The sequence below is a fragment of the Burkholderia guangdongensis genome, from assembly GCF_013403875.1.
Taxonomy (GTDB): Bacteria; Pseudomonadota; Gammaproteobacteria; order Burkholderiales; family Burkholderiaceae; genus Burkholderia; species Burkholderia guangdongensis.
This window is the reverse complement of sequence record NZ_JACBNX010000004.1, coordinates 275,879-302,181: the sequence shown is the minus strand read 5'-3', so window position 1 is coordinate 302,181 and position 26,303 is coordinate 275,879. Positions and strand designations below refer to the sequence as shown.

Here is a 26,303-nt window from a genome sequence, read left to right as displayed (position 1 = left end):
TGCAGTGTATCCATCACGCCCAGCCGAGCGCGGCGAGCGTCATGTCGATCAGCTTGATGAACGGGAACGGCAGCAGCACGCCGCCGAGACCGTAGACCAGCAGGTTCCGGCGCAGCAGCGACGCGGCGCCCAGCGGTCGGTACGTCACGCCCTTCAGCGCGAGCGGAATCAGCGCGACGATGATCAGCGCGTTGAAGATCACCGCCGACAGGATCGCGGACGCCGGCGACGTCAAGTGCATGATGTCGAGCACCTTCAACTGCGGATACGTGGTCACGAACGCGGCCGGGATGATCGCGAAGTACTTCGCGATGTCGTTCGCGATCGAGAACGTCGTCAGCGAGCCGCGCGTCATCAGCATCTGCTTGCCGATCTCGACGATCTCGATCAGCTTCGTCGGGTTCGAATCGAGGTCGACCATGTTCCCCGCTTCCTTCGCCGCCTGCGTGCCGGTGTTCATCGCGACCGCGACGTCGGCTTGAGCGAGCGCCGGCGCGTCGTTCGTGCCGTCGCCGGTCATCGCGACGAGGCGGCCCGCCGACTGATGCTCGCGGATCGTCGCGAGCTTCGTCTCCGGCGTCGCCTCCGCGAGGAAGTCGTCGACGCCCGCCTCCGCCGCGATCGCCGCCGCCGTCAGCCGGTTGTCGCCGGTGACCATCACGGTCTTGATCCCCATCTTGCGAAGCTCTGCGAAGCGCTCCTTGATGCCGCCCTTCACGATGTCCTTCAGCTCGATCACGCCAAGCACGCGCGCGGCGCCCTCATTGAGGTCCGCGACCACGAGCGGCGTGCTGCCGCGGCGCGCGACGTCGTCGACCGCGCGGCGCACCTCGTCCGGAAAGCGGCTGCCGTGCGTCTCGACGTAGCGCTTGATCGCATCGGCCGCGCCCTTGCGGATCTCGCGGCCCGGCGCGCCGGAGGCGGCCCCATTGGGATGCAGGTCCACACCGCTCATCCGCGTCTGCGCGGAGAAGCCGAGGAACGTCGGATGCAGCGTGCCCATGTCGCGCTGGCGGATGTTGAAGCGCTCCTTCGCGAGCACCACGATGCTGCGGCCTTCCGGCGTCTCGTCCGCGAGCGACGACAGCTGCGCGGCATCCGCGAGCGCTTCCTCGGTCACGCCCGGCGCGGGCAGGAACGTCGACGCCTGACGGTTGCCGAGCGTGATCGTGCCGGTCTTGTCGAGCAGCAGCACGTCGACGTCGCCGGCCGCCTCGACCGCGCGGCCCGACGTCGCGATCACGTTCGCCTGCATCATCCGGCTCATCCCGGCGACGCCGATCGCGGACAGCAGGCCGCCGATCGTCGTCGGGATCAGGCAGACGAGCAGCGCGACGAGCGCGGTAATCGTCACCACGTGGCCGGCCTTCATCGCGCCGACCGAGAACACCGAGAACGGCAGCAGCGTCGCGGTCGCGAGCAGCATCACGATCGTCAGCGCGACGAGCAGGATCGTCAGCGCGATCTCGTTCGGCGTCTTCTTGCGCTTCGCGCCTTCGACCATCGCGATCATCCGGTCGAGGAACGCCTCGCCCGGGTTCGCGGTGACCTGCACGACGATCCAGTCGGACAGCACGCGCGTGCCGCCCGTCACCGCCGAGAAGTCGCCGCCCGACTCGCGGATCACCGGCGCGGACTCGCCGGTGATCGCCGACTCGTCGACCGACGCGACACCTTCGATCACGTCGCCATCGGCCGGGATCACGTCGCCTGCCTCGACGAGCACGACGTCGCCTTTGCGCAGATCCGACGCGGTCGTGATGCGGATCGGCGCCTTCGGATGCGGCTCGCCGAGCTTCTTCGCCATCACGTCCTTCTTCGCGCTGCGCAGCGATGCCGCCTGCGCCTTCGAGCGGCCTTCGGCCAGCGCCTCCGCGAAGTTCGCGAACAGCACCGTGAACCACAGCCACAGCGCGATCGCGAGAATGAAGCCCGCGGGCGCTTCGGCCTGGCCGTTGAGCGCGGCGATCCACAGGATCGTCGTCAGGATCGAGCCGACGTACACGCAGAACATCACCGGGTTGCGGAACTGCGTGCGCGGCGTGAGTTTCTTGAACGAATCCACGATCGCCGGGCGCAACAGCGCGGGATCGAACATGGACAGGGTCGCTGAGGACCGTGTTGCGGAATGTTGAGTCATCGCAATCTCTCGCATGCCTTTTTCTTTGCCCTGGCGCGGATCACGCGCCGAGCCACATCATCAGATGCTCGACGCCAGGGCCGAGCGCGAGCGCGGGCACGTAGGTCAGCGCGCCGACCAGCACCACGGTGCCGATCAGCAGCACGACGAACAGCGGCCCATGCGTCGGCAGCGTGCCGCTCGTCGCGGCGATGCGCTTCTTCGCGGCGAGCGAGCCCGCGATCGCGAGCACCGGCACGATCGTGCCGAAGCGGCCGAACCACATCGCGATGCCCGTCAGCCAGTTGTAGAACGGCGTGTTCACCGACAGCCCCGCGAACGCGCTGCCGTTGTTGTTCGCGGCCGAGCTGAACGCGTAGAGAATCTCCGAGAAGCCGTGCGGGCCCGGGTTCGCGATGCCCGCGCGGCCGGCGTCGGCGAGCACCGCGATCGACGTGCCGACGAGCACCAGCAGCGGCGTCAGCAGCACGACGATCGACACCATCTTCATCTCGTACGATTCGATCTTCTTGCCGACGTACTCGGGCGTGCGGCCGATCATCAGGCCCGCGACGAACACCGCGAGCAGCGCGAACACGAGCATCCCGTAGAGGCCGGAGCCGACGCCGCCGAAGATCACCTCGCCGAGCTGGATCAGCAGCATCGGCACGAGGCCGCCGAGCGGCGTCAGCGAATCGTGCATCGCGTCGACGGCGCCGCACGACGCGGCCGTCGTCGCGACCGTGAAGATGCCGGTCTGCGCGATGCCGAAGCGCGTCTCCTTGCCTTCCATGTTGCCGCCCGGTTGCAGCGCGCTCGCGCTCTGATCAACGTGGAGCGCCGCGAGCGTCGGGTTGCCGCCCTGCTCGGCGCTGATCTCGACGCCGACCGCGACCGCGAACGCGACCGTCATCGCCGCGAGCACCGCGACGCCCTGCCGCCGGTCGCCGATCATCTGGCCGAACACGAGGCACAGCGCGGCCGGGATGATCAGGATCGCGATGATCTGCACGAAGTTCGCGAACGGCGTCGGGTTCTCGTACGGATGCGAGGAGTTCGCGTTGAAGAAGCCGCCGCCGTTGGTGCCGAGCATCTTGATCGCTTCCTGCGACGCGACCGGGCCCATTGCGATCGTCTGCTTCACGAGCGCTGTCTTGACCGTCACCGGATTGCCCTTCGCGTCCTTCACCGGATTGCCCTGCGCGTCGAGCTTCGGCGCGTCGTACGTGCTCGCCTGCAGCACCGGCACATCCTGGTACGCCGTCATGTTCTGGATCGCGCCCTGGCTCATCAGCAGCGCCGCGATCACGATCGACATCGGCATGAGCACATACATCGTCACGCGCGTCAGGTCGACCCAGAAGTTGCCGATCGTCTGCGCGGTGTGGCGAGCGAAGCCGCGGATCAGCGCGATCACGACGACGATCGCGGTCGCCGCGGAAAAGAAGTTCTGCACGGTCAGGCCGAGCATCTGCGTCAGGTAGCTGACCGTCTGCTCGGGCGTGTAGTCCTGCCAGTTCGTGTTCGTGACGAAGCTGACGGCCGTGTTGAACGCGCTGTCGGGCGTCATCGCGCCGAACTGCTGCGGGTTGCCGGGCAGGAAGCCCTGCAGCCGCAGGATCGCGTACAGGAACAGCGCGCCGAGTGCGTTGAACGCGATCGTCGCGACCGCGTACGCCTTCCAGCCCATCTCGCGCTGCGCGTCGACGCCCGCGACGCGATAGAGCGCGCGCTCGAGCGGCCCGAACCAGCGCACGACGCGCGAGCTGCCGTCCATCACCGCGGCGAGGTAGCGCGCGACGGGCACCGCCGCCGCGAGCAGCACGACGATGAAGAGGCCCGATTGAATCAGGTTGTTCGCGTTCACTCGATGTCCTCCGCGCGCAGCAGCGCATAGACGAGATACGCGAACAGCAGCGCGGTGGAAACGCCCGCGAGCCAGAGCATCCAGGTCATGGCCGCCCCCCGCGACCGAACTGCGCGAGCTTCTCGCAGCCGGCGATCAACGCCATGATCAGCGCGGCGAAGATCGCCAGGCCGCCGATGAAAACCGCATCCATTTTTGTGTTCTCCGTCTTCGAAATCGGACGACTCGAACATTATTGGATTACGCGTAAAGGACGGGTCAAAGGTACGGGGGCGCGCGTAAAAAACGCGTAAACGACGACGGGCGGCGCGGCTGCGCCGCCCGTCCGGTGGGGCTTGCAAGCGTGCCGGTGGCGGGCCGGCGGTGCGTGGTGTGGCGTGCCTGGTGTGGCGTCTTGTGCCGCTTGCTTCGCGCGCTTACGGCACGAGGATCGTCGAACCGGTGGTCTTGCGCGATTCGAGGTCGATGTGCGCCTGCGCGACGTCGGCGAGCGCGTAGCGCTGGTTGATGCTCATCTTCACCTTGCCCGACTCGATCACGCCGAACAGTTCGTCGGCCGCCGATTCGAGCGCGGCGCGCTTCGCGATGTACGTGAACAGCGTCGGCCGCGTGAAGAACAGCGAGCCGCGCGACGAGAACTCCTTCGAGTCGATCGGCGGCAGCGGGCCCGACGCGTTGCCGAAGCTGACGAAAAGCCCAAGGGGCGCGAGGCAGTCGAGCGAGCCGACGTACGTGTCCTTGCCGATCGAATCGTAGACGACCGGCACGCCGGCGCCGTTCGTGATGTCCTTCACGCGCTGCGTGAAGTTCTCGCGCGTGTAGACGATCGGGTGGTCGCAGCCGTGCGCCTTCGCGAGCGCGGCCTTCTCGTCGGAGCCGACCGTGCCGATCACGGTCGCGCCGAGCGCCTTCGCCCACTGGCAGGCGATCAGGCCGACGCCGCCGGCGGCCGCGTGGATCAGGATCGTGTCGCCGGCCTTGACCGGGTACGTGCGGCGCAGCAGATAGTGCGCGGTCAGGCCCTGCAGCATCGCGGCGGCCGCGTCGTCGTAGCCGATCGCGTCGGGCAATTTCACGAGCCGGTCGGCGGCAAGCACGCGCTCCTGCGCGTATGCGCCGGGCGGCGGCGACACGTACGCGACGCGGTCGCCGGGTTTGAACGCAGTGACGTTCTCGCCGACGGCGGTGATTTCGCCGGCGGCCTCCATCCCGAGGCCGCCGGGCAGCGGCTGCGGATAAAGGCCGGTGCGGAAGTAGACGTCGATGTAGTTGAGCCCGACCGCGTGGTGCCGGATGCGGACCTCGCCGGCCTGCGGCACGCCGACCTCGACGTCGACCCATTTCATCACGTCCGGGCCGCCCGGCTGGTCGTAACGGATTGCTTTCGGCATCGTGTGCTCCTCGTGTTTGGGGTGGTACATGTGCGGTTCGGCGACCGCGCGGCGCGAGCGGCGGCCGAATGGACAGACGGCCGGATGGGCGGCCGCTCCGGCCGACGCGCAGATCGCGACGCACGATTCTCGCGCGTCGGGCGGATTCGTGCAGCGCGCGGGAATTTGCCCGCGTCGGGATTGGGGGCAATCGAGCGAGCGAGGCGCGGGTTGAAGCCGGCGGGTTTGCCGCTTCGGCTGATCTAGCGCAAGCGCAAGCCACGGTGGCTGATGCACAGTAGGCGATCGGTTGATTCCTCCGATCATCCTGACCTTCGGCCTCATTGCCTCCTTTCGATGGTGGCGCAGGGGCCGCGCGCGTGAAAACCGCGCAAGGTCATTGCGATCAGGCACGGGCCAACTACGGCATCAAGGTTCACCTCGCTGTGCCGGAGGCGCGGGTTGCGAGCAGCCGACCACTTTCCTGAAACGCTTGATGATGGCTCATCGTATTTGCAAACCCATGCTACCCCCGGTGATGGCATGTTTGCTGGCCGCATGCGGCCAGCAAACGCCTACTGACGCGGACGTAATCAAGCCAGCGCTCACGGTCGACGTGGTGCGCGCAGACCAACGCGAGTGGCCGCGAACGATTGCGGCGAGCGGCATGGTACAGGCATGGCAGGAAGCCAGCATCGGCGCAGAAGTCAATGGTCTCAAATTGACCGAGGTGCTCGTCAACGTGGGCGATGCAGTCAAGCGAGGACAATTGCTGGCACAGCTGTCCGACGAAACGGTTCGTACGGAGTTGGCCGCCCAGCGCGCTATGCTGAATGAGGCCAAGGCAGCTTTCGCGCAGGCTGCCGACGAGGCACGTCGCGTGCAAGCGCTCGACGGAAGTGGCGCAATCAGCCAGCAGGACGTGACGCGCTACGCCACGCAAGCCCGGACGGCGGCGGCCCGACTGGCCTCCGCTCGCGCCCGTTTTGACAATGAGACGATCCGTCTACGCCGCACGCGCGTGGTCGCCCCGGACAACGGCGTGATCAGCGCCCGCTCGGCGACCATGGGTGCGGTGGTGTCGATCGGCTCAGAGCTCTTCAGACTGATTCGCCAGAATCGGCTCGAGTGGCATGCCGAGGTGAGCGGCGACCTGCTGCCGCAGGTGCAGACTGGGCAGCCGGTCCGTGTGCGCCGCCTCGACGGCAGCTCGGTCGACGGCCGCGTGCGCCGGATCGCGCCAACGGTCAATGCCGCTACACGCAACGGTCTCCTCTTTGTCGATTTGCCCGCGGCAACCGACGCGCCCAGCGAATTGAAGCCTGGCATGTACGTTTCGGGGTACGTGCTGCTGGGTGACGCGTCGGCTATGACGTTACCCGAGACGGCCATCGTCCCCCGTGACGGCTACGACTACGCGATGGTGATCGGATCACGGAATCGTGTCCGCCAGATCAAGCTGACGGTCGGCCGCAGGCAAGACGGCCGCGTGGAAATAGTGAAAGGCATCGGCCCGGATGACGACGTGGTGGCAGTTGGCGCCGTATTCTTGACGGACGGCGACCTGGTTCGCGTGTCTACATCCGGCACGGCTGGGCCAGCCACGGAAACACCCGTTCCGGTGGAGCAGGCACATTGAATTTCTCTGCCTGGGCAATCCGCAACCCCATACCGCCCATCCTGCTGTTCGTCCTGGTTACCGTGGCGGGAGGGGTGTCGTTCTGGATGCTGCCGATTCAGAAATTTCCCGACATCGACTTCCCTGTTGTGTCCGTGACGGCAAGCCTGCCTGACTCGACGCCATCCCAGCTGGAAACCGAGGTCACGCGACGCATTGAGGACAGCGTCGCCAGCATCGGGGCCGTCAAGCATATCGCGTCGACAATCAATGACGGTAGCTCGACCACGATGATCGAATTCCAGTTGGAGAAGGACGTGCAGGAGGCCGTCAACGACGTGCGCGACGCCGTCAGCCGGATCCGAGCTCAATTGCCGCCCGACGTCCAGGAGCCGGAGATCTCGCGCGTAACATTTGCCTCCGCGCCGATATTGGCTTACGCGCTGCAGGCCCCCGACATGGATGCCGAAGACTTGTCCTGGTATGTCGACAACACCGTCAGCAAGAAGCTGCTATCCGTGCCTGGCGTGGCCAAGGTGGCGCGCCAGGGCGGCGTGAACCGCGAATTGCGATTGCAGCTGGATCCGGTGCGGCTGCAGGCTTTGAACGTAACGGTCGCGCAGATCAGTTCGCAATTGCGCGCAATGCAGCAGGAAGCGCATGGTGGGCGCGGCAATATCGGTGGGCAGGAGCAGGCGATCCACGTCGTCGGTGCGGCCACGAACGCGCGCGAACTGGCTCAGGTAGACCTTCCGCTCGACGACGGTCGGCACATCCGTTTATCGGATATTGCGGACATTAGCGATACTGGTGCGGAACCGCGTCAGATGGCCCTGCTGGACGGCAAGCCGGTGGTCAGCTTCCAGGTGTTCCGCTCCCGCGGCGCCAGCGAAGTGTCCGTAGCGGAAGGGGTGCAGGCGGCCATCGCCGCGCTGCAGGCCGACCGGCCCGAATTGCGAGTGACGATGGTCCACAGCCTCGTTGAGCCGGTGTCGGAGTCCTATGCGGCCGCAATGCGCGCGCTCTTTGAGGGAGCGGTTCTAGCCGTGGTCGTGGTCTGGCTGTTTCTGCGCGATTGGCGCGCGACATTCGTCTCGGCCGTGGCCCTGCCGTTGTCCATCATTCCCACCTTTGCCGCCATGCATTTTTTGGGTTTCACGCTCAACGCCATCACGCTCCTGGCGCTGACGTTAGTCGTGGGCATCTTGGTAGATGACGCCATCGTCGAGGTGGAAAACATCGTGCGCCACTTGCGCAACGGCAAACCGCCGTTTCAGGCTGCGCTGGAAGCGGCGAGAGAGATCGGTCTGGCGGTGGTTGCCACATCGCTTGCTCTGGTGGCCGTATTCCTCCCCACGGCATTCATGGGCGGTATCACCGGCAAGTTCTTCAAACAGTTCGGCTGGACCGCGTCACTCGCTGTCCTGGCCTCGCTGATCGTTGCACGTTTGCTGACGCCGATGATGGCGGCCTACCTGCTCAAGCCAGCCCTCAAGCCCGAGCCTGTGCGTGAGGCCCCGATCATGACACGCTATCTTCAAGCTGTGCGGTGGAGTCTCACGCACCGCTGGAAGACCGGTGGCATGGCGACGGCCTTCTTCTGCGCATCGGTAGCGATCATTAGCCTGATCCCGACAACGTTCATTCCATCCGAAGACCGGGCGCAGCTGCAAGTGACGGTGCAGACGCCACCGGGTAGCACTATTCAGCAAACACGCGACGCCACCGAGCGCGTGCGCCGTCTGGCGATCCAGCACAAGGATGTGCGCAGTGTGTATACGACCATCGGTTCGAGCGTGATGCTCGGCGTGCCGGATTCCAGCGGCGGCGATGTACACACTGGCACACTGCGCATTTCGCTTACCGATCGAAACGACCGCCGCCGGAACCAGCAGCAGATCCAACGCGAGTTGCGCAAGCAATTGGAGGACGTGCCTGGTGTGCGCATCTCGTTCGGTGGCGACGGGTCGGGCGAGCAATTGAAGATGGTCCTCGCCGGCGACGACCCCGCTACGCTGCAACAGGCCGCGCACGACGTGATGCGCGATCTGCGCACGCTTCAATGGCTGGGAGCAGCGACATCGTCAGCCAGCTTGATGAGGCCGGAAGTCGCCATTCGCCCCGATTTTGCGCGTGCCGCTCAGCAAGGTGTGACGGCAACGGCTATCGGCCAGACAGTGCGTGTGGCCACCGCTGGCGATTATGACGTCCACTTGCCCAAGATGAGCCTGCCTGAGAGACAGGTATATGTCCGCGTCGAACTGGCTGGCAACGCGCGCCGCTCACTTGACACGCTCCGCCAACTCCGCATACCGGGGCACGGCGGCGCAGTACCACTCGAGAACATCGCCGACCTGACCATCGAAAGCGGCCCGGCTCAGATCAACCGTTACGATCGCAACCGCAACATCTCCATCAGCATCAGTTTGGAGGGCCATCCGTTGAGCGAAGTGGAACAGGCAGTGGCGGCACTCCCCTCCATCAAGAACCTGCCGCCGGGCGTTCGCCGCCTTCCTGCTGGCGACGTCGAGGAAATGGGAAAACTCTTCGGAGATTTCATCCTGGCGATGGCCGCCGGAATTTTATGCGTTTACGCAGTGTTGGTGCTGCTGTTCCACGACTTCACTCAGCCCATTACGATCCTGGCCGCGTTGCCGTTGTCGATGGGCGGTGCATTCGGCCTGCTGGCGCTGTTTGGATTCAGCTTGTCCCTACCGGCTCTGATCGGCCTCCTGACGTTGATGGGCATCGTGACCAAGAACTCGATCCTGCTAGTGGAGTATGGGATCGCCGCGCGGCGCGAATTGGGACTCTCGCGCACCGAAGCCATCGTCGACGCATGCCGTAAGCGTGCGCGGCCGATTGTCATGACCACGGTGGCGATGACGGCTGGCATGGTGCCAATCGCGATAGGTACAGGCGGCGATGCCAGCTTTCGAGCCCCGATGGCGGTGGCGGTGATTGGCGGCTTGCTGACCTCCACGCTGCTGAGTTTGTTAGTCGTGCCGGTCGTGTACGAGATGGTCGACGACATCAAAACCGGGACAGTTCGCAACGTACTCTCGATACGCAAACGATTTATCTGACCTTGATCAATCCACGCGCTTCATTCAACGTCTTGCCTTCGTTCACGGCCTCCGATCGACGCAATCGCGGCTTCGTCTTTGCCGTGTTCGTGATCGTTACATTACTGCACGTGTTCGCACTGATCGCGTTGCGCGAAAGTCCGCAAGTTAAAGCGACTGCCGCGCGCCCCAAGGCGGCGCCTTTGATCATTCGGATGATTCCGCCCGAAACGCAGCCGACCTCCGCAGCACCGGCCGAGGAGAGAGTGACGTCGATCCGCGCTCGTCCGAAACAGCAGGCCCCGAAGCCGCGCTCGTCCAGGACTGGAACGGAATCCGCAAAGCCAATCCCAAAAGCGCGCGCGACCAGCGCCACGGCTGCGCGCCCGTCGCCCGCAGCCAATCCCGAGCCAACCCGCAACGCGAACGCGCAATCAAACGAGGCACCCACGCCGAGCGTGGACTGGCAGAACGACTTGAAGCGTCTCCCGCCAAGCCGGACGAATCGCTACCGGCCAGCGTCGCCGTTCGCCCCCTCCAACGCCGAAACACCTTCCGAAGCCCCCGAGTCCCCCCTTGCCCGCGGCATCGACAAATCCCAGCGTCGCGATTGCCGAACCGCCCACGCGCGCCATGGACTCCTCGCGATCCCAATGCTCATGTACGGCGCAACAAGCGACTCGGGCTGCAAGTGGTAGCGCCCGCCTTCACTCCCCCGCCGCGAACCGCCGCGCCAGATCGTCGAGCAGCATCCGCGCCGTCGCGACGTTCGTCGCGCACGGCACGTTGTGCACGTCGCACGCGCGCACGAGCGCGGTGATGTCCGGATCGTGCGGCTGCGCGGTCATCGGGTCGCGCAGGAACACGACGATGTCGACGCGCCCTTCGGCCAGCTCCGCGCCGATCTGCAAATCGCCGCCGAACGGCCCCGACAGCTTGCGCTCGACCGTCAGCCCATGCGCGGCCGCGATGCGCCCGCCCGTCGTGCCAGTGCCGACCAGCGCGCAGCGCGCGAGCGTCGAGCGATATTCGCCCGCGAGCCCGACGATCTCGTCCTTTTTCGCGTCGTGCGCAATCAGCGCGATGCGAGGTGTCTTCATCTGCAGAATCCTTGTCGTTGCGTCAGTCGTGATCTATCTATCGTCGATGCGATGGGCAGCCCGCGCCACCCGCACCGCCCGCTCAGAACGTGCCCGGATACGAGCCGCCGTCGAGTAGCCAGTTCTGCCCGGTGATATACCCCGCGTGCACGCTGCACAGGAACGCGCACGCGGCGCCGAACTCGTCGCGCGTGCCGAGCCGTCCCGCCGGAATCTCCTTCGCGCGCCGCACGCGCATCTCGTCGACCGTCGTGTTCTGCACCTTCGCGGACGCGGCGAGCGTCGTCGCGATCCGGTCGGTGTCGAACAGCCCCGGCAGCAGGTTGTTGATCGTCACGTTGTGCGACGCGACCTTGCGCGACAGCCCCGCGACGAAGCCCGTCAGCCCCGAGCGCGCGCCGTTCGACAGCGCGAGCACGTCGATCGGCGCCTTCACCGCCGAGCTCGTGATGTTCACGATTCGCCCGAACTGGCGCGCGATCATCCCGTCGACGGTCGCGCGGATCAGCTCGATCGGCGTCAGCATGTTCGAGTCGAGCGCGCGGATCCAGTCGTCGCGCGAGAAGTCGCGGAAGTCGCCCGGCGGCGGGCCGCCCGCATTCGTCACGAGAATGTCCGGCTGCGGGCACGCGGCGAGCGCGAGCGCGCGGCCCTCGGCCGTCGTGATGTCGCACGCGATCGCCGTCACCGACACGCCGGTCGCCGCGCGGATCTGCTCGGCGGTCGCGTCGAGCGTGTCGCGCGTGCGCGCGACGATCACGAGGTTCACCCCCTCGGCCGCGAGCGCTTCCGCGCAACCCCGCCCGAGGCCCTTGCTCGCCGCGCACACGAGCGCGGTCCTGCCTGCGATGCCCAGATCCATGGATTCGGTCCCTTGAGAAATCCGCGCGCCGACGGCCGGCGCGCGACGATTGGCGACAAGACGCCGATCATATCTCCGGAACGCCCCATATCTTCGGTAAACTTGCGCTGATGACGCGCGCAGCCCGGCCCATCGCCCGCTGCCGCCCCGTTCCCCCGTTCGTTCCTTTGCCCCGCGCCCGCCATGAAACAGGACAGCCGCTTCCCGAATCTTTTCATCCTCGATCACCCGCTGATCCAGCACAAGCTCACGCACATGCGCGACAAGGACACGTCGACGCGCACGTTCCGCGGCCTGTTGCGCGAGATCACGCTGCTGATGGGCTACGAGATCACCCGCAGCCTGCCGCTCACGACGAAGCGGGTCGAAACCCCGCTCGTCGAGATCGACGCGCCGGTGATCGCCGGCAAGAAGCTCGCGATCGTGCCGGTGCTGCGCGCGGGCGTCGGAATGTCGGACGGCCTGCTCGATCTCGTGCCGTCCGCGCGCGTCGGGCACATCGGCGTGTACCGCGCCGAGGATCACCGGCCGGTCGAGTATCTGGTGCGGCTGCCCGATCTCGAGGACCGCATCTTCATCCTGTGCGACCCGATGGTCGCGACCGGCTACTCGGCCGTCCACGCGATCGACGTGCTGAAGCGCCGCGGCGTGCCGGGCGAGAACATCCGCTTCCTCGCGCTCGTCGCGGCGCCCGAGGGCGTGCAGGTGTTCCAGGATGCGCATCCGGACGTGAAACTGTACGTCGCATCGCTCGATTCGCATCTGAACGAGCACGCGTACATCGTGCCCGGCCTCGGCGACGCGGGCGACCGGCTGTTCGGCACGAAGAACTGAGCGGGATGGTGCGGATGGTGCGTGATAAAATCGCGATCCACCCGACACGCGCGGCCCACGCGGCATTCTGCCGCCCCGGCGGCCGCCGGACTCAACGACACATTGGATCAAACGCCCGCGCGGTTTCGCGACAGGCGACGGAGAAACGTATGGCTGGTCATTCGAAATGGGCCAACATCAAGCATAAGAAGGCGGCAGCCGACGCGAAGCGCGGCAAGATCTGGACCCGCCTGATCAAGGAAATTCAGGTCGCGGCCCGCCTGGGCGGCGGCGATCCGAACTCGAACCCGCGCCTGCGTCTCGCGGTCGACAAGGCCGCCGACGCGAACATGCCGAAGGACAACGTGAAGCGCGCGATCGACCGCGGCGTCGGCGGCGCGGACGGCGCGAACTACGAGGAAATCCGCTACGAAGGCTACGGGATCAGCGGCGCGGCGATCATCGTCGACACGCTGACCGACAACCGCACCCGTACGGTCGCGGAAGTGCGCCACGCGTTCTCGAAGTTCGGCGGCAACATGGGCACCGACGGCTCGGTCGCGTTCCTGTTCGATCACGTCGGCCAGTTCCTGTTCGCGCCGGGCACGTCGGAAGACGCGCTGATGGACGCGGCGCTCGAAGCGGGCGCGGACGACGTGAACACGAACGACGACGGCTCGATCGAAGTGCTGTGCGACTGGCAGACGTTCTCGCAGGTGAAGGACGCGCTCGAGGCGGCCGGCTTCAAGGCGGAACTCGCCGAAGTGACGATGAAGCCGCAGAACGAGATCGAATTCACCGGCGACGACGCGGCGAAGATGCAGAAGCTGCTGGACGCGCTCGAGAACCTCGACGACGTGCAGGAGGTATACACGAACGCCGTCATCGACGAGGAATGATGAACAGCCTGCCGCCCCGCCCCGCGCGCGGCGGCGGCTCGCCCGATTTCGCGGCCGGCACGCACGGGCATGCCGGCCGCCACGTTTTCCAGCCTACGGGGATGCTCCCATGAAACTACTCGTCGTCGGTTCCGGCGGCCGCGAACACGCGCTCGCGTGGAAACTCGCGCAGTCGCCGCGAGTCCAGATGGTCTACGTCGCGCCGGGCAACGGCGGCACCGCGCAGGACGACCGCCTGAAGAACGTCGACATCACGTCGCTCGACGCGCTCGCCGATTTCGCGGAGGCCGAGGGCGTCGCGTTCACGCTCGTCGGCCCCGAGGCGCCGCTCGCGGCCGGCATCGTGAACCTGTTCCGCTCGCGCGGGCTGAAGATCTTCGGCCCGACCCGCGAAGCCGCGCAGCTCGAAAGCTCGAAGGATTTCGCGAAGGCGTTCATGAAGCGCCACGGCATTCCGACCGCCGACTACGAAACCTTCACCGACGCGGCCGCCGCGCACGCGTACATCGACGCGAAAGGCGCGCCGATCGTCGTGAAGGCGGACGGGCTCGCGGCCGGCAAGGGCGTCGTCGTCGCGATGTCGCTGGAAGAAGCGCACGCGGCGGTCGACATGATGCTGTCCGGCAACAAGCTCGGCGATGCCGGCGCGCGCGTGGTGATCGAGCAGTTCCTCGACGGCGAGGAAGCGAGCTTCATCGTGATGGTCGACGGCAAGCACGCGCTCGCGCTCGCGTCGAGCCAGGACCACAAGCGCCTGCTCGACGACGACCGCGGCCCGAACACCGGCGGGATGGGCGCGTACTCGCCCGCGCCGATCGTCACGCCGCAGATGCACGCGCGCGTGATGCGCGAGATCATCATGCCGACCGTGCGCGGGATGGAGAAGGACGGCATCCGCTTCACCGGCTTCCTGTACGCGGGCCTGATGATCGACAAGGACGGCCATCCGCGCACGCTCGAGTTCAACTGCCGGATGGGCGACCCGGAGACGCAGCCGATCATGTCGCGCCTGAAGAGCGACTTCTCGAAGGTCGTCGATCACGCGATCGCGGGCACGCTCGACACGGTCGAGCTCGAATGGGACCGCCGCACCGCGCTCGGCGTCGTGCTCGCCGCGCACGGCTATCCGGATGCGCCGACGAAGGGCGACCGGATCAACGGCATCCCGGCCGAGACCGAGCAGGCGGTCACGTTCCACGCGGGCACGACGCTCGACGGCGGCAAGCTCGTCACGTCGGGCGGCCGCGTGCTGTGCGTGGTCGGTCTCGCGGATTCGGTGCGCGAAGCGCAGCAGCATGCGTACGACACGATCAACCAGATCAACTTCGAAGGGATGCAGTATCGCCGCGACATCGGCCATCGCGCGCTGAACCGCAAGAACGCGTGACGGCCCGCCCCGCTCGCGGGGCACCGTCCGCCCTCCGATCTGCCGGGGTTCGATAGAATGCCCGGCAGATGCTTTTTTGAAATGGCGCCGTCGAGCGCCCGATCCCCATGACCGATTCGACCTACGACGTGGAGCGCGTGCGCGCGTATCTGCAAGGCCTGCAAACGCGGATCGCCGACGCGCTCGGCGCGTTCGACGGCACGCCGCTCGCGACCGACGCGTGGCGGCGCGCGCCCGACGAGCGGCTGCGCGGTGGCGGCTGCACGCGGATCCTCGAGGACGGCCGGTTCTTCGAGCGCGCGGGGATCGGCTTCTCGGACGTCGCCGGCGACACGCTGCCGCCGTCGGCGAGCGCCGCGCGCCCGCAGCTCGCGGGCCGTGGCTTCACCGCGCTCGGCGTGTCGCTCGTGCTGCACCCGCGCAATCCGTACTGCCCGACCGTGCACATGAACGTGCGGATGCTGATCGCGACGAAGGACGGCGAGGAGCCGATATTCTGGTTCGGCGGCGGAATGGATCTGACCCCGATCTATGGCTTCGACGACGACGCGCGCCATTTCCACAGCACGTGCAAGGGCGCGCTCGATCCGTTCGGCGCCGATCTGTACCCGCGCTTCAAGCAGTGGTGCGACGAGTATTTCTTCCTGAAGCATCGCAACGAGGCGCGCGGGATCGGCGGGATCTTCTTCGACGACTACGCGGAAGGCGGTTTCGAACGCGCGTTCGAGATGATGCAAAGCGTCGGCGACGCGTTCCTGGCCGCGTACATGCCGATCGTCGAGCGCCGCCGCGACACGCCGTACGGCGAGCGCGAGCGCGCGTTCCAGGCGTACCGGCGCGGCCGCTACGTCGAATTCAACCTGGTGTTCGACCGGGGCACGCTGTTCGGCCTGCAAAGCGGCGGCCGCACCGAGTCGATCCTGATGTCGATGCCGCCCGCCGCGCAGTGGCGCTACAACTGGCAGCCCGAGCCGGGCACGCCGGAGGCGCGCCTGTACAGCGACTTCCTCGTGCCGCGCGACTGGGCCTGAGCCCGCTCGCGCGACGATTCGTCACGAAAGGACGCCCTTCTGAACACCACCGCCCGCTCCGCCCCGCCGCCGCGCCTGCTGTCGCGTCGCATCGGCCTTCTGGGCGGCACGTTCGACCCGATCCACGACGGGCATCTCGCGCTCGCGCGCCGCTTCGCGGCGCTGCTCGACCTGACCGAGCTCGTGCTGCTGCCCGCCGGGCAGCCGTACCAGAAGCGCGACGTGTCCGCGGCCGAGCACCGGCTCGCGATGACGCGCGCGGCTGCCGCGTCGCTCGCGATCGACGGCGTCGCGGTCAGCGTCGCGACCGACGAGATCGAGCACGCGGGGCCGACCTACACCGTCGACACGCTCGAGCGCTGGCGCGCGCGGATCGGCGGGGACGCATCGCTGTCGCTGCTGATCGGCGCCGACCAGCTCGTGCGGCTCGACACGTGGCGCGACTGGCGGCGCCTGTTCGACTTCGCGCACGTGTGCGCGGCGACGCGCCCGGGCTTCGAGCTCGCGGCCGCGTCGCAGGCGGTCGCGGCCGAAGTCGCCGCGCGCCAGGCTGGCGCGGACGTGCTGAAGTCGACGCCGTCCGGCCATCTGCTGATCGACACGACGCTCGCGCTCGACGTCGCCGCGACCGACATCCGCGCGCATCTGCGCGAATGCCTCGCGCGCCGCGAGCAGATGCCCGACGCGAAGGCCGAAAACGTGCCGCCCGCCGTCTGGGCCTATATTCTTCAACATCGTCTCTACCATTCCTGACCACATGGATATCCGCAAACTGCAGCGCGTGATCGTCGACGCACTCGAAGACATCAAGGCGCAAGACATCAAAGTATTCAACACGAGCCATCTGACCGAGCTGTTCGACCGCGTGATCGTCGCGTCCGGCACGTCGAACCGGCAGACGAAGGCGCTCGCGTCGAGCGTGCGCGAAAAGGTGAAGGAAGCGGGCGGCGACGTCGTCAGCTCCGAGGGCGAGGACACCGGCGAGTGGGTGCTCGTCGACTGCGGCGACGCGGTCGTGCACATCCTGCAGCCCGCGTTGCGCCAGTACTACAACCTCGAGGAAATCTGGGGCGACAAGCCGGTACGGATGAAGCTCGGCGGAGCAAAGGGTCCGAACGGCGCGGCGGCCGCGCACGCCGATGACGACGAGGAAGATGAGGATGCCGCGCCGGCCCGCCCGGCGCGCAAGACCGCCGCGCGCCGCCGCTGACGGCCGGACGCGCCGATGAAGCTGCACATCCTGGCCGTCGGGCACAAGATGCCCGGCTGGATCGCCGAAGGCTTCGACGAGTACGCGAAGCGGATGCCGCCGGAGCTGCGCATCGAGCTGCGCGAGATCAAGCCCGAGCTGCGCTCGGGCGGCCGCAGCGCGGAGAGCGTGATGGCCGCCGAGAAGACGAAGATCGAGGCCGCGCTGCCGAAAAATGCTCGGATCGTCGCGCTCGACGAGCGCGGCCGCGACTGGACCACGATGCAGCTCGCGCAGGCGCTGCCCGGCTGGCAGCAGGACGGGCGCGACGTCGCGTTCGTGATCGGCGGCGCGGACGGGCTCGATCCGGAACTGAAAAATCGCGCGGACCTGCTGCTGCGAATCTCGAGCATGACGCTGCCGCACGGGATGGTCCGCGTGTTGCTGGCGGAGCAGCTTTACCGCGCGTGGAGCATCACGCAGAATCACCCCTATCACCGCGCGTGACGCGGCGTCGTCGCGACGCGCGTCGCGCGCCCTCACCCACCCTCATACGATGCCGTCCAGCGCCCTACCCGACTCTTTCCCGTACCTCTATCTCGCGTCGCAGAGCCCGCGCCGCCAGGAACTGCTGCAGCAGATCGGCGTGCGCTTCGAGCTGCTGCCGCCGCGCGCCGACGAGGACGCCGAGGCCCTCGAGGCCGAGCGGCCCGGCGAAGCGCCCGACCATTATGTGCTGCGCGTGACCGTCGCGAAGGCCGACGCCGCGCACGCGCGGCTCGTCGCGAGCGGCAGGCCGGCCGCGCCGGTGCTCGTCGCGGACACGACCGTCACGATCGACGGCGCGATTCTCGGCAAGCCGCGCGACGCGGACGACGCGCTCGCGATGCTCGACCGCCTCGCGGGCCGCGAGCACGAGGTGCTGACCGCGCTCGCGGTCGTCGACGCGCGGGGCGAGCGGCTGCCGCCCGCGCTGTCGCGCTCGACGGTGCGCTTCGCGGCCGTGTCGCGCGATGCGCTCGTGCGCTACGTCGACACCGGCGAGCCGTTCGGCAAGGCGGGCGCCTACGCGATCCAGGGGCGCGCGGCCGAGTTCGTAGAACGAATCGACGGATCCCATTCGGGTATCATGGGTCTGCCCCTCTTTGAGACGGCGGCGCTTTTGCGGGCGGCGCGCGTCGACTTCTGAATCGCACAATGAACGAAGAAATCCTGATCAACATCACGCCGCAGGAAACGCGGGTCGCGCTCGTCCAACAAGGCGCGGTGCAGGAGCTTCACGTCGAGCGCACGCTGTCGCGCGGACGGGTCGGCAACATCTATCTCGGCAAGGTCGTGCGCGTGCTGCCCGGCATGCAGTCCGCGTTCATCGACATCGGCCTCGAGCGCGCGGCGTTCCTGCACGTCGCGGACATCTGGCACCCGCGCGCGGCCGACGCGCCGGCGAACACTCCGCACCAGCCGATCGAGAAGATCGTGTTCGAGGGCCAGACGCTGATGGTCCAGGTGATCAAGGATCCGATCGGCACGAAGGGCGCGCGGCTGTCGACGCAGGTCAGCATCGCGGGCCGCACGCTCGTCTATCTGCCGCAGGAGCCGCACATCGGGATTTCGCAGAAGATCGAGAGCGAGGCCGAGCGCGAGGCGGTGCGCGCGCGGTTGACCGCGGTGATTCCGGCCGAGGAGAAAGGCGGCTACATCGTGCGCACGATCGCCGAGGACGCGACGGGCGACGAGCTCGCCGGTGACGTCACGTATCTGCGCAAGACGTGGGCGACGATCGTCGAGCAGTCGCAGCGGCTGCCGGCGACGAGCCTGCTCTATCAGGATCTCGACCTCGCGCAGCGCGTGCTGCGCGATTTCGCGAACGACGACACGACGCGAATTCAGGTCGATTCGCGCGAGACGTACCTGCGCCTCGCCGAGTTCGCGGACGCGTTTACGCCGGCCGTGAGCCCGAAGCTGCACCACTACACCGGCGAGCGGCCGCTGTTCGACCTGTACAACATCGAGACGGAAATCCAGCGCGCGCTGTCGCGGCGCGTCGATCTGAAATCGGGCGGCTACCTGATGATCGACCAGACCGAGGCGATGACGACGATCGACGTGAACACCGGCGGCTACGTCGGCGCGCGCAATTTCGACGACACGATCTTCAAGACGAACCTCGAGGCCGCGCACACGATCGCGCGGCAATTGCGGCTGCGCAACCTCGGCGGGATCATCATCATCGACTTCATCGACATGGAGAACGCCGAGCATCGCGACGCGGTGCTCTCGGAGCTGAAGAAGGCGCTGTCGCGCGACCGCACGCGCGTGACCGTGAACAGCTTCTCGCAGCTCGGGCTCGTCGAGATGACCCGCAAGCGCACGCGCGAATCGCTCGCGCACGTGCTGTGCGAGCCGTGCCCGGTGTGCCAGGGCAAGGGGCAGGTGAAGACCTCGCGCACCGTCTGCTACGACGTGCTGCGCGAGATCCTGCGTGAATCGCGGCAGTTCAATCCGCGCGAGTTCCGCGTGATCGCGTCGCAGCAGGTGATCGATTTGTTCCTCGACGAGGAATCGCAGCATCTCGCGATGCTGATCGATTTCATCGGCAAGCCGGTGTCGCTGCAGGTCGAGTCGAATCTGAGTCAGGAGCAGTACGACATCGTGTTGATGTAGGGGTTATTGACATAGCGTTACCCGCTCTGACCATGCATCCAGTCCGGCGGCTGACGAGCCTCACGTAGTGATCGTGCCCCAAGCTTCAGATTTCCGCTTGACTAATCGAATTACGTATATACAATATTCCCATGATCTACGAATGGGATGAGGACAAGCGCGCCACCAATCTGGAAAAGCATGGGCTGGATTTCGCCGATGCTGATCTGGTGCTGGAAAGCGAGTACGCCCTGATCGTGGACAGTCCTCGTCGCGACGAATTCCGCCAACAGGCTTTCGCCTACGTGTTCGAGGTCTTGGCTGTATTGTCGGTAGCGTTCGTTCCGGGCGAGGATCGCTACCGAATCGTGAGTTTCCGCCCGGCCAAACGTGACGAGCGGAGGGCCTATCATGAGTGGCTCGAAAATCACTTCGATGACTAGCGCGGAAATGCGTGCTGCCCGCTCACGCGGTGAAAGCCGCACGGACTGGGAACGAGTGCGCCGGGAAGCGAATCAGGAATCGGGTGCAGTTGAGGAAAACAAAGCCATTGGAGAGACCATTGCCCGTAAGCGTGGCCGGCCGGTCGTCGGAGAACCGAAGGCGGCCATTTCCCTGCGCCTGCCAGTATCTGTCCTTGAATACTGGAAAGCAACCGGCCCTGGATGGCAAACCCGCATGGTGGAATTGCTCGCCAAAGGAACCGCATAATTCAGGTTTCAGCAATTCAAACAGCTACGATACGACATCGTGCTGATGTAATCGCCGCATCCGCGCCGATCGGCCGGCCACGTGGCCGGCCGCACGCGATACCCACCCGGCGCAAACGCGCCCGCGTCATGAGCCGGCACCGGCGGCATGTCCGTCGTTTTCAGGTTCAGCGTCTTCCAGACCGTGCCCTCGCACGCGCCGATTCCCCCAGAATCCATTCCGACCGCATACGCCGGACGGCCCGCTTCGCTCGCCAAAATCCGCCGGCGAGCGAACCCGCATTTGTTCGCGCACCCAAAAAAATATAAATCCTTCTTTGAAGCACACGTCTCAATCGCCGATTTAAAACTTAATAGCGATAAACCCTGACGCGATTTCCCGTCATCCGCACTCGATTCGAGGATTCATAAAAATAATCCCCGCCGATGCGCCGTGCCACGCCACTCTGGGCGGGCCTCCGCACGTCTTAATCGGATGCTTACTTCAATTTGACCTTAATTAAAGGAAGCCCTAATGGCCCTGGTCTAATCTCGTCATGCAAAGTCCTGAACGCGAGAGCGCCGCGAAACGGCGGGCACGACCGGAATAACACAAACACTCAATCTCCGGAAATCCGTTTCAAACGCTTCTCGGGATTTTGATCGAAACGCAATGGCGCAAAGCCAGACAAGGAGGCAGCAGATGGTGCGGCACCAGAAGCAAACGAACGATTGAAACGGTCGACGACCGGACACACCCATTCGGCACTGAACACCCGGGTCCCGACCCGTCCATATCGCATCGATACGAGGCAACACATGAACACCCAAAACCATCTCTGCACGCTCCGCACCACGATGATCGCAGCCAGCGTCGCCGCGCTGCTCTCCCTCACCGCCTGCGGCGGCTCCGGCGCGCTCAGCCAGGGCACCGGCAGCTCCGGCAGCTCGCCCAGCGCCGCCACGGCGAGCGGCTCCGGTTCCAGTTCCGGCTCGGGCAGCACGTCGTCTCCGAACTCGGTCGGCACGACGGCCGCCGCGTCGGGCAACGTCGTCACCGCAAGCGGCGCCGCCGTGTCGGACGCCGGCACCGCCATCTCCGGCCAGTCTATCCCCGGCACCAACAGCGGCACCACGCAGTCGCTCGGCACCGCGGTGCAGGACGCCGGCGCGGCCGTGTCCGCGCTCGGCACCGGCATCAACAACGGCGTCGGCCAGCTCGGCTCCGGCTCGTCGACGAACCCGGTCGGCACGACGGTGTCGAGCACCGGCAACGTCGTCAGCGACCTCGGTCAGGGCGTCGCGGCGACCGGCGGCGCGGTCACGAGCCTCGGCGGCAGCGGCTCCGCGCTGTCGCCGCTCGCACCGATCACGTCGCCCGTCGGCGGCGCGGTGACGACGCTCGGCAACACCGTCGCGGGCGGCGGCGCGACGCTCGGCACGCAACTGTCGAGCGGGCCGGTCGCTCAGGTAACGGGCACCGCGAGCTCGGCGATCACGCCGATCACGAACACGGTCGGCTCGATCACCGGCGCGGTCGGCGCGACGCCGGTCGGCGGGCCGGCGACGAACCTGATCACGACGGTCGGCAACGGCGTCGCGGCGGCCGGCAACACGCTCGCGTCGACCGGCAACAACCCGGTCACGACGGGCGTCGGCGGCGTCGTCACCGCGACCGGCAATACGGTCGGGACGACCGGCACCGCGCTCCTCGGCGGCGGCTCGGGCTCGGGCGCCGCAAGCCCGCTCGCGCCGGTCACCGGCCTCGTGTCGACCGCGACCGGCGTCACCGGCGCAGCCGGCGGCGGGTCGCCGGCAGGCGCGCTGACGACCGCGCTCAACTCGACGGTGCATACTGTGACCGGCGCGACCGGCGGCTCGTTGACGGGCGGCGCGGTGACCGGCGGCCTGACCGGCGGTTCGCTGACGAGCAGCACGGGCGGCTCCGCGCTCGGCGGCGCGGGCAGCCTGCTGGCCCCCGTCACGAACGCGCTCGGCGGCATCGCGAAGTAAGCGGTGCATGCCCGACCGGGGCAGCGCACGACGCGCGACGCCCCGCCCCCCGATCGCCCGGCACCACGCCGGGTCACGTTGTCGCAACCTGCCGCAATCGGCCTCATCGCGAACTCGCGTTAAACTCTCCGCTCGCGCGGTGCGGCGCATGCACCCGCCTTCCATCGCCAGCAGCGGCCCGACCGGGCCGCGTCGACCCTTGGAGTGTCTGTCAATGAGCGGCGGTTTTCCGCGTTCGGCTTTCCGTCTGTCGTCGTCCCTACCGGCCTTTCCGGTTCTCGTCGCCACCCTGCTGCTGTCCGGCTGCGGCCTGCTGCCGACACAGAATCCACCCGCGCCGATCAGCGAGGCGCTCGTCGAGCCCGTCGAAGAGGCGCCCGGCGAACCGCTGACGCTGCCGCCGACGCCCGCGCCGCAGCCGCCCGAGGAAGCCAGGGTCGAGAAGGAACCGCATCGCGAGGCCGCGCGGCCGAAGCCGGCCGCGCGGCCCGCGCCGCCGCCGCCCGCCGTGCCGCCGCCCCCGCCGCTCGTCGCGACGCGCACGCTCGATCGCAGCCAGATCCGCGCGCTGCTCGACAGCGAAGTGCAGCGTCGCGGCGGCCGCGTGATCGGCCGCGCGGTCGACATGGTCACCGATGCGAGCGGCAAGCCACGCGAGATGATCGTGAACCTGCAGGGCTTCATGGGCGTCGGCGACCGCAAGGCCGCGTTTCCGTGGACCGTGTTCCGCTTCACGCCCGGCGGCCGCCAGGCGCCGATCGTGCTCGACGTGCCGCCCGGCGAACTGCCGCCCGCCGACCGGCCGAAGATCGTGCCGCTATCCGGCGTGTTCGCCGGCTCGCGCGCCACGCGCCTGCCAGTGCTCGACAGCGACGTCGAGCGCCCCGACGGCTCGACGGTCGGCCGCGTCGTCGACGTGCTGATCGACCGCGACGCGCAGCCGCAGGCGGTCGTGCTCGATCTCGGCGGGCTCGTCGATCCGGCGCGCCGCACGATCGCCGCAAACTGGTCCGCGCTGCGCTTCGTGACCCGCGACAAGACGCTGCGCGCGCAGCTCGACCTCAGCGCGACGCAGGTCCACGCCGCGCCGCCGTACGCGGCGGACAAGCCGGTCGTCGCTGTGTCGCCGCCGGTGTCACCGCCAGTGGCGCCGCCCGCGGCCTCGGCCGCATCCGCGCCACCGGCGCGCGCGAGCGCATCGTCAGCGAGAGCAGTCCGATGACGATCCGGCAAGCCGTCAGCCTGCGCAGCCTGCGAGCCCTCGACTGGCTCAACTTCTTCGTCGCGAACGTCCAGACCGGATTCGGCCCCTTTATCGCGTCGTACCTCGCGTCGCACAAGTGGACGCAGGGCGAGATCGGCATGGTGCTGTCGATCGGCACGATCAGCGCGATGGTGAGCCAGGTGCCCGGCGGCGCGGCCGTCGACGCGCTGAAGAACAAGAAAGGCGCGGCCGCGTGGGCGATCGCGGCGATCATCCTGTCCGCGGTGCTGCTCGCCGCGAGCCCGACGATCGTGCCGGTGATCGCGGCCGAGGTGTTCCACGGCTTCGCGAGCTGCATGCTGACGCCGGCGCTCGCCGCGCTGTCGTTCGCGCTCGTCGGCCGCGCGAACCTCGGCGACCGGCTCGGCCGCAATGCGCGCTGGGCGTCGATCGGCAGCGCGGTCGCGGCGGGCCTGATGGGCCTGTTCGGCGAATACCTGTCCGCGCGCGCGGTGTTCTGGCTGACCGCGGCGCTCGCGCTGCCCGCGCTCGTCGCGCTGTCGATGATCCAGCCGACGCACACGATCGCGCCGCACGCGGCGCCCGGCCATCGTGGAGACGGCGACGGAGACGGCGGCGGCCCCGGCGAGCGGGAGACGCTGCGCGAGCTGCTGCGCGACCGGCGGATGCTGATCTTCGCCGCGTGCGTGGTGCTGTTCCACCTGTCGAACGCGGCAATGCTGAACCTCGCGGCCGGCGAAGTCACGGCCGGAATGGGCGAGAACGTGCAGCTCGTGATCGCCGCATGCATCATCGTGCCGCAGGCGATCGTCGCGCTGCTGTCGCCGTGGGTCGGCCGCTCCGCGCAGCGCTGGGGCCGCCGGCCGATCCTGCTGCTCGGGTTCTCCGCGCTGCCGGTGCGCGCGCTACTGTTCGCGGGCGTCGGCAGCCCGTATCTGCTCGTGCCGGTGCAGATGCTCGACGGGATCAGCGCGGCCGTGTTCGGCGTGATGCTGCCGCTGATCGCCGCGGACGTCGCGGGCGGCAAGGGCCGCTACAACCTGTGCATCGGCCTGTTCGGTCTCGCGGCCGGCATCGGTGCGACGCTCAGCACCGCCGCCGCGGGCTTCGTCGCCGATCACTTCGGCAACGCGGTCAGCTTCTTCGGGCTCGCGGTCGCCGGCGCGCTCGCGGTGCTGCTCGTCTGGCTCGGCATGCCGGAAACGCGCGTCGAGAACGGCGACGCGCCGGAAGACGCGCCCGCTCCGGCGTCGTCCGAACAGGCGGGCTGATGCGAACGCATCGCCGATACGCCAGAGGATTCGCGATGGACACGATGAGGACGCTCGACGAGACCCGACAGCAGATCCAGCAGTCGGTGCTCGATCTGTTCAAGGGATTGTCGTTCGGGCAGCGGCTCGCGCAGGGCGCGCTGATGGCGCTGCAGACGGTCTGCGGCGCGTGCCTCGCGTACGGAATCGGCCGCGCGCTGCATACCGAGCAGGCGGTCTGGGCCGCGATCACCGCGATCGCGGTCACGCAGCACAGCTATTCGGACACGATGTCGCTGTCGCGCGACCAGTTCATCGGCGCGATGATCGGCGGGCTGCTCGGCTTCGCGGGCACCGCGCTCGGCGGCGGACATTTCATCGCGTATCCGATCGCGGTCGCGGTCGTGATCGTCTGCTGCTGGTGCGTGAACATCGGCAGCGCCGCGCGGCTCGGCGGCGTGACCGCGACGATCGTGATGCTGTTCCCGGGCAACGGCCCGCTGTGGGACATCCCGCTCGTGCGGCTCGGCGAGGTGACGCTCGGCACGGTATGCGCGCTCGGCGTCACGTGGCTGCTGAACCGGATCGAGCGCTACGGGTTCAATCGCGCGTAACGGTTGCCACGGGTTGCCGCGGATTGCCGCGCGCGTCGGGTGGGCAGGCGGCGCGAGCCCGAACCGCGCCGCGCGGATGCCGGCGGACCGTTACGGCCCGATCTGAAGCACGATGCCGGAGCCGATCGACACGAGCAGATAGTCGCCGCCGACCTCGACCCAGTGATAGCCACGCGGCGGCCGGTTCAGATGATGCTCGTGCCAGTCGTCGATCACGTACTGGTGATCGCGATACTCCGCCGGCAGGCGGTCGCCGCGGCGCCAGCCGCGATGCTCGCCCTGGTCGCCCGGGCCTTCGTCGTGACGCATCGTCATGCCCGGCTGCATCCGCTGCGGCCCATGATCGTGGTTCATCATCTGGTGATCGGCCGGCCCGTGATCGTGCTCCATCATCTGGTGATCACCTGGCCGCTGATCGCGATGCATCATGTCCTGGTCGTTGTACTGCTGGGCCAGCGCCAGCGATGTGGCCGAACCGAGCGCGATCAGCAGTGCCCACTTCATGCGTTGCATTTTCATGACGGACTCCCTCATTAGGACAAGTGAATC

General features: G+C 67.4%; 25 protein-coding genes. 18 read left to right on the top strand and 7 right to left on the bottom strand.

Annotation, left to right across the window (positions count from 1 at the left end; all coding sequences use genetic code 11):
- Window positions 1-13: 13 nt before the first annotated feature.
- From kdpB to HZI36_RS06255, 4 genes are all read right to left on the bottom strand, one after another.
- Window positions 14-2,140: a potassium-transporting ATPase subunit KdpB gene (gene kdpB, locus HZI36_RS06270; protein ID WP_179401760.1), complete on the bottom strand. Its 2,127-nt coding sequence runs from the start codon at window positions 2,138-2,140 to the stop codon at window positions 14-16.
- Between the two features lie 40 nt (window positions 2,141-2,180).
- The gene (gene kdpA, locus HZI36_RS06265; RefSeq protein ID WP_179401759.1) at window positions 2,181-3,986 is read right to left on the bottom strand and encodes a potassium-transporting ATPase subunit KdpA; all 1,806 of its coding nucleotides are present in this window, start codon (window positions 3,984-3,986) and stop codon (window positions 2,181-2,183) included.
- Window positions 3,983-4,075: a K(+)-transporting ATPase subunit F gene (gene kdpF, locus HZI36_RS06260; RefSeq protein ID WP_179401758.1), complete on the bottom strand. Its 93-nt coding sequence runs from the start codon at window positions 4,073-4,075 to the stop codon at window positions 3,983-3,985. Before kdpF ends, kdpA begins: the two co-directional genes overlap by 4 nt.
- Before the next feature lie 327 nt (window positions 4,076-4,402).
- A complete protein-coding gene (locus HZI36_RS06255) occupies window positions 4,403-5,377 on the bottom strand; it encodes a quinone oxidoreductase family protein (protein WP_179401757.1) in 975 nt (324 codons plus the stop codon).
- A gap of 646 nt (window positions 5,378-6,023) precedes the next feature.
- On the opposite strand from HZI36_RS06255, the gene HZI36_RS06250 reads away from it, so the two are divergent.
- The 3 genes from HZI36_RS06250 to HZI36_RS06240 are packed head-to-tail and all read left to right on the top strand — an operon-like array spanning window position 6,024 to window position 10,737.
- Window positions 6,024-6,995: an efflux RND transporter periplasmic adaptor subunit gene (locus HZI36_RS06250; RefSeq protein ID WP_246326982.1), complete on the top strand. Its 972-nt coding sequence runs from the start codon at window positions 6,024-6,026 to the stop codon at window positions 6,993-6,995.
- Entirely contained in the window at window positions 6,992-10,060 is a 3,069-nt protein-coding gene (locus tag HZI36_RS06245) for an efflux RND transporter permease subunit (RefSeq protein WP_179401756.1), read from the top strand. The genes HZI36_RS06250 and HZI36_RS06245 overlap by 4 nt, the downstream gene beginning before the upstream one ends.
- A gap of 2 nt (window positions 10,061-10,062) precedes the next feature.
- Window positions 10,063-10,737, top strand: coding sequence for a hypothetical protein (locus tag HZI36_RS06240; protein ID WP_179401755.1), 675 nt, complete (start codon window positions 10,063-10,065; stop codon window positions 10,735-10,737).
- 9 nt (window positions 10,738-10,746) lie between these two features.
- On the opposite strand, the gene HZI36_RS06235 is transcribed toward HZI36_RS06240, so the two are convergent.
- Both HZI36_RS06235 and HZI36_RS06230 read right to left on the bottom strand, forming a co-directional pair.
- Window positions 10,747-11,139, bottom strand: a complete 393-nt coding sequence (locus HZI36_RS06235; RefSeq protein ID WP_179401754.1) for a methylglyoxal synthase — start codon at window positions 11,137-11,139, stop codon at window positions 10,747-10,749.
- An 82-nt stretch (window positions 11,140-11,221) separates the two neighbouring features.
- Window positions 11,222-12,001, bottom strand: a complete 780-nt coding sequence (locus tag HZI36_RS06230; RefSeq protein WP_179401753.1) for an SDR family oxidoreductase — start codon at window positions 11,999-12,001, stop codon at window positions 11,222-11,224.
- 183 nt (window positions 12,002-12,184) lie between these two features.
- On the opposite strand from HZI36_RS06230, the gene upp reads away from it, so the two are divergent.
- From upp to HZI36_RS06155, 15 genes are all read left to right on the top strand, one after another.
- Window positions 12,185-12,835: a uracil phosphoribosyltransferase gene (gene upp, locus HZI36_RS06225; RefSeq protein WP_179401752.1), complete on the top strand. Its 651-nt coding sequence runs from the start codon at window positions 12,185-12,187 to the stop codon at window positions 12,833-12,835.
- Window positions 12,836-12,984: 149 nt separating this feature from the next.
- A complete protein-coding gene (locus HZI36_RS06220) occupies window positions 12,985-13,713 on the top strand; it encodes a YebC/PmpR family DNA-binding transcriptional regulator (protein ID WP_179401751.1) in 729 nt (242 codons plus the stop codon).
- A 109-nt stretch (window positions 13,714-13,822) separates the two neighbouring features.
- Window positions 13,823-15,100 (top strand): phosphoribosylamine--glycine ligase, encoded by a 1,278-nt coding sequence (purD, locus tag HZI36_RS06215; RefSeq protein WP_179401750.1) that lies wholly within the window; start codon window positions 13,823-13,825, stop codon window positions 15,098-15,100.
- 107 nt (window positions 15,101-15,207) lie between these two features.
- A complete protein-coding gene (gene hemF, locus HZI36_RS06210) occupies window positions 15,208-16,131 on the top strand; it encodes an oxygen-dependent coproporphyrinogen oxidase (RefSeq protein WP_179401749.1) in 924 nt (307 codons plus the stop codon).
- Window positions 16,132-16,170: 39 nt separating this feature from the next.
- Window positions 16,171-16,884, top strand: a complete 714-nt coding sequence (locus HZI36_RS06205; RefSeq protein ID WP_179401837.1) for a nicotinate-nucleotide adenylyltransferase — start codon at window positions 16,171-16,173, stop codon at window positions 16,882-16,884.
- Window positions 16,885-16,888: 4 nt separating this feature from the next.
- The gene (gene rsfS, locus HZI36_RS06200) at window positions 16,889-17,341 is read left to right on the top strand and encodes a ribosome silencing factor (RefSeq protein WP_179401748.1); all 453 of its coding nucleotides are present in this window, start codon (window positions 16,889-16,891) and stop codon (window positions 17,339-17,341) included.
- Window positions 17,342-17,356: 15 nt separating this feature from the next.
- Complete coding sequence (gene rlmH / locus HZI36_RS06195) at window positions 17,357-17,827, top strand: 23S rRNA (pseudouridine(1915)-N(3))-methyltransferase RlmH (protein WP_179401747.1); 471 nt, start codon at window positions 17,357-17,359, stop codon at window positions 17,825-17,827.
- A gap of 49 nt (window positions 17,828-17,876) precedes the next feature.
- Window positions 17,877-18,509, top strand: a complete 633-nt coding sequence (locus tag HZI36_RS06190; protein ID WP_179401746.1) for a Maf family protein — start codon at window positions 17,877-17,879, stop codon at window positions 18,507-18,509.
- A gap of 8 nt (window positions 18,510-18,517) precedes the next feature.
- Window positions 18,518-19,984: a ribonuclease G gene (gene rng, locus HZI36_RS06185; RefSeq protein ID WP_179401745.1), complete on the top strand. Its 1,467-nt coding sequence runs from the start codon at window positions 18,518-18,520 to the stop codon at window positions 19,982-19,984.
- Between the two features lie 131 nt (window positions 19,985-20,115).
- The gene (locus HZI36_RS06180) at window positions 20,116-20,406 is read left to right on the top strand and encodes a BrnT family toxin (RefSeq protein ID WP_179401744.1); all 291 of its coding nucleotides are present in this window, start codon (window positions 20,116-20,118) and stop codon (window positions 20,404-20,406) included.
- Window positions 20,375-20,674, top strand: a complete 300-nt coding sequence (locus tag HZI36_RS06175) for a BrnA antitoxin family protein (protein WP_246326981.1) — start codon at window positions 20,375-20,377, stop codon at window positions 20,672-20,674. Before HZI36_RS06180 ends, HZI36_RS06175 begins: the two co-directional genes overlap by 32 nt.
- 797 nt (window positions 20,675-21,471) lie before the next feature.
- Entirely contained in the window at window positions 21,472-22,665 is a 1,194-nt protein-coding gene (locus HZI36_RS06170; RefSeq protein ID WP_179401743.1) for a collagen-like triple helix repeat-containing protein, read from the top strand.
- Window positions 22,666-22,879: 214 nt separating this feature from the next.
- On the top strand, window positions 22,880-23,887 hold the full coding sequence (locus HZI36_RS06165; protein ID WP_179401742.1) for a PRC-barrel domain containing protein: 1,008 nt from the start codon (window positions 22,880-22,882) through the stop codon (window positions 23,885-23,887).
- Window positions 23,884-25,161, top strand: a complete 1,278-nt coding sequence (locus HZI36_RS06160; protein WP_179401741.1) for an MFS transporter — start codon at window positions 23,884-23,886, stop codon at window positions 25,159-25,161. The genes HZI36_RS06165 and HZI36_RS06160 overlap by 4 nt, the downstream gene beginning before the upstream one ends.
- Window positions 25,162-25,196: 35 nt before the next feature.
- Window positions 25,197-25,754: an FUSC family protein gene (locus HZI36_RS06155; RefSeq protein ID WP_179401740.1), complete on the top strand. Its 558-nt coding sequence runs from the start codon at window positions 25,197-25,199 to the stop codon at window positions 25,752-25,754.
- Window positions 25,755-25,844: 90 nt separating this feature from the next.
- Here the strand turns inward: HZI36_RS06155 and HZI36_RS06150 are convergent, their stop codons facing one another.
- Window positions 25,845-26,273, bottom strand: a complete 429-nt coding sequence (locus HZI36_RS06150; RefSeq protein ID WP_179401739.1) for an RcnB family protein — start codon at window positions 26,271-26,273, stop codon at window positions 25,845-25,847.
- Window positions 26,274-26,303 lie beyond the last annotated feature (30 nt).

Bases quoted from the DNA above. Each gene is read 5' to 3' on its own strand.
- HZI36_RS06250 (WP_246326982.1), top strand. From the start codon at position 6,024: ATGGTACAGGCATGGCAGGAAGCCAGCATCGGCGCAGAAGTCAATGGT.
- rsfS (WP_179401748.1), top strand. From the start codon at position 16,889: ATGGATATCCGCAAACTGCAGCGCGTGATCGTCGACGCACTCGAAGAC.
- HZI36_RS06155 (WP_179401740.1), top strand. From the start codon at position 25,197: ATGGACACGATGAGGACGCTCGACGAGACCCGACAGCAGATCCAGCAG.
- HZI36_RS06175 (WP_246326981.1), top strand. From the start codon at position 20,375: ATGAGTGGCTCGAAAATCACTTCGATGACTAGCGCGGAAATGCGTGCT.
- HZI36_RS06190 (WP_179401746.1), top strand. From the start codon at position 17,877: ATGCCGTCCAGCGCCCTACCCGACTCTTTCCCGTACCTCTATCTCGCG.
- HZI36_RS06255 (WP_179401757.1), bottom strand. From the start codon at position 5,377: ATGCCGAAAGCAATCCGTTACGACCAGCCGGGCGGCCCGGACGTGATG.
- rlmH (WP_179401747.1), top strand. From the start codon at position 17,357: ATGAAGCTGCACATCCTGGCCGTCGGGCACAAGATGCCCGGCTGGATC.
- purD (WP_179401750.1), top strand. From the start codon at position 13,823: ATGAAACTACTCGTCGTCGGTTCCGGCGGCCGCGAACACGCGCTCGCG.
- upp (WP_179401752.1), top strand. From the start codon at position 12,185: ATGAAACAGGACAGCCGCTTCCCGAATCTTTTCATCCTCGATCACCCG.
- HZI36_RS06235 (WP_179401754.1), bottom strand. From the start codon at position 11,139: ATGAAGACACCTCGCATCGCGCTGATTGCGCACGACGCGAAAAAGGAC.
- kdpF (WP_179401758.1), bottom strand. From the start codon at position 4,075: ATGACCTGGATGCTCTGGCTCGCGGGCGTTTCCACCGCGCTGCTGTTC.
- HZI36_RS06230 (WP_179401753.1), bottom strand. From the start codon at position 12,001: ATGGATCTGGGCATCGCAGGCAGGACCGCGCTCGTGTGCGCGGCGAGC.
- HZI36_RS06160 (WP_179401741.1), top strand. From the start codon at position 23,884: ATGACGATCCGGCAAGCCGTCAGCCTGCGCAGCCTGCGAGCCCTCGAC.
- hemF (WP_179401749.1), top strand. From the start codon at position 15,208: ATGACCGATTCGACCTACGACGTGGAGCGCGTGCGCGCGTATCTGCAA.
- HZI36_RS06180 (WP_179401744.1), top strand. From the start codon at position 20,116: ATGATCTACGAATGGGATGAGGACAAGCGCGCCACCAATCTGGAAAAG.
- HZI36_RS06170 (WP_179401743.1), top strand. From the start codon at position 21,472: ATGAACACCCAAAACCATCTCTGCACGCTCCGCACCACGATGATCGCA.
- HZI36_RS06165 (WP_179401742.1), top strand. From the start codon at position 22,880: ATGAGCGGCGGTTTTCCGCGTTCGGCTTTCCGTCTGTCGTCGTCCCTA.
- kdpB (WP_179401760.1), bottom strand. From the start codon at position 2,140: ATGACTCAACATTCCGCAACACGGTCCTCAGCGACCCTGTCCATGTTC.
- rng (WP_179401745.1), top strand. From the start codon at position 18,518: ATGAACGAAGAAATCCTGATCAACATCACGCCGCAGGAAACGCGGGTC.
- HZI36_RS06220 (WP_179401751.1), top strand. From the start codon at position 12,985: ATGGCTGGTCATTCGAAATGGGCCAACATCAAGCATAAGAAGGCGGCA.
- HZI36_RS06150 (WP_179401739.1), bottom strand. From the start codon at position 26,273: ATGAAAATGCAACGCATGAAGTGGGCACTGCTGATCGCGCTCGGTTCG.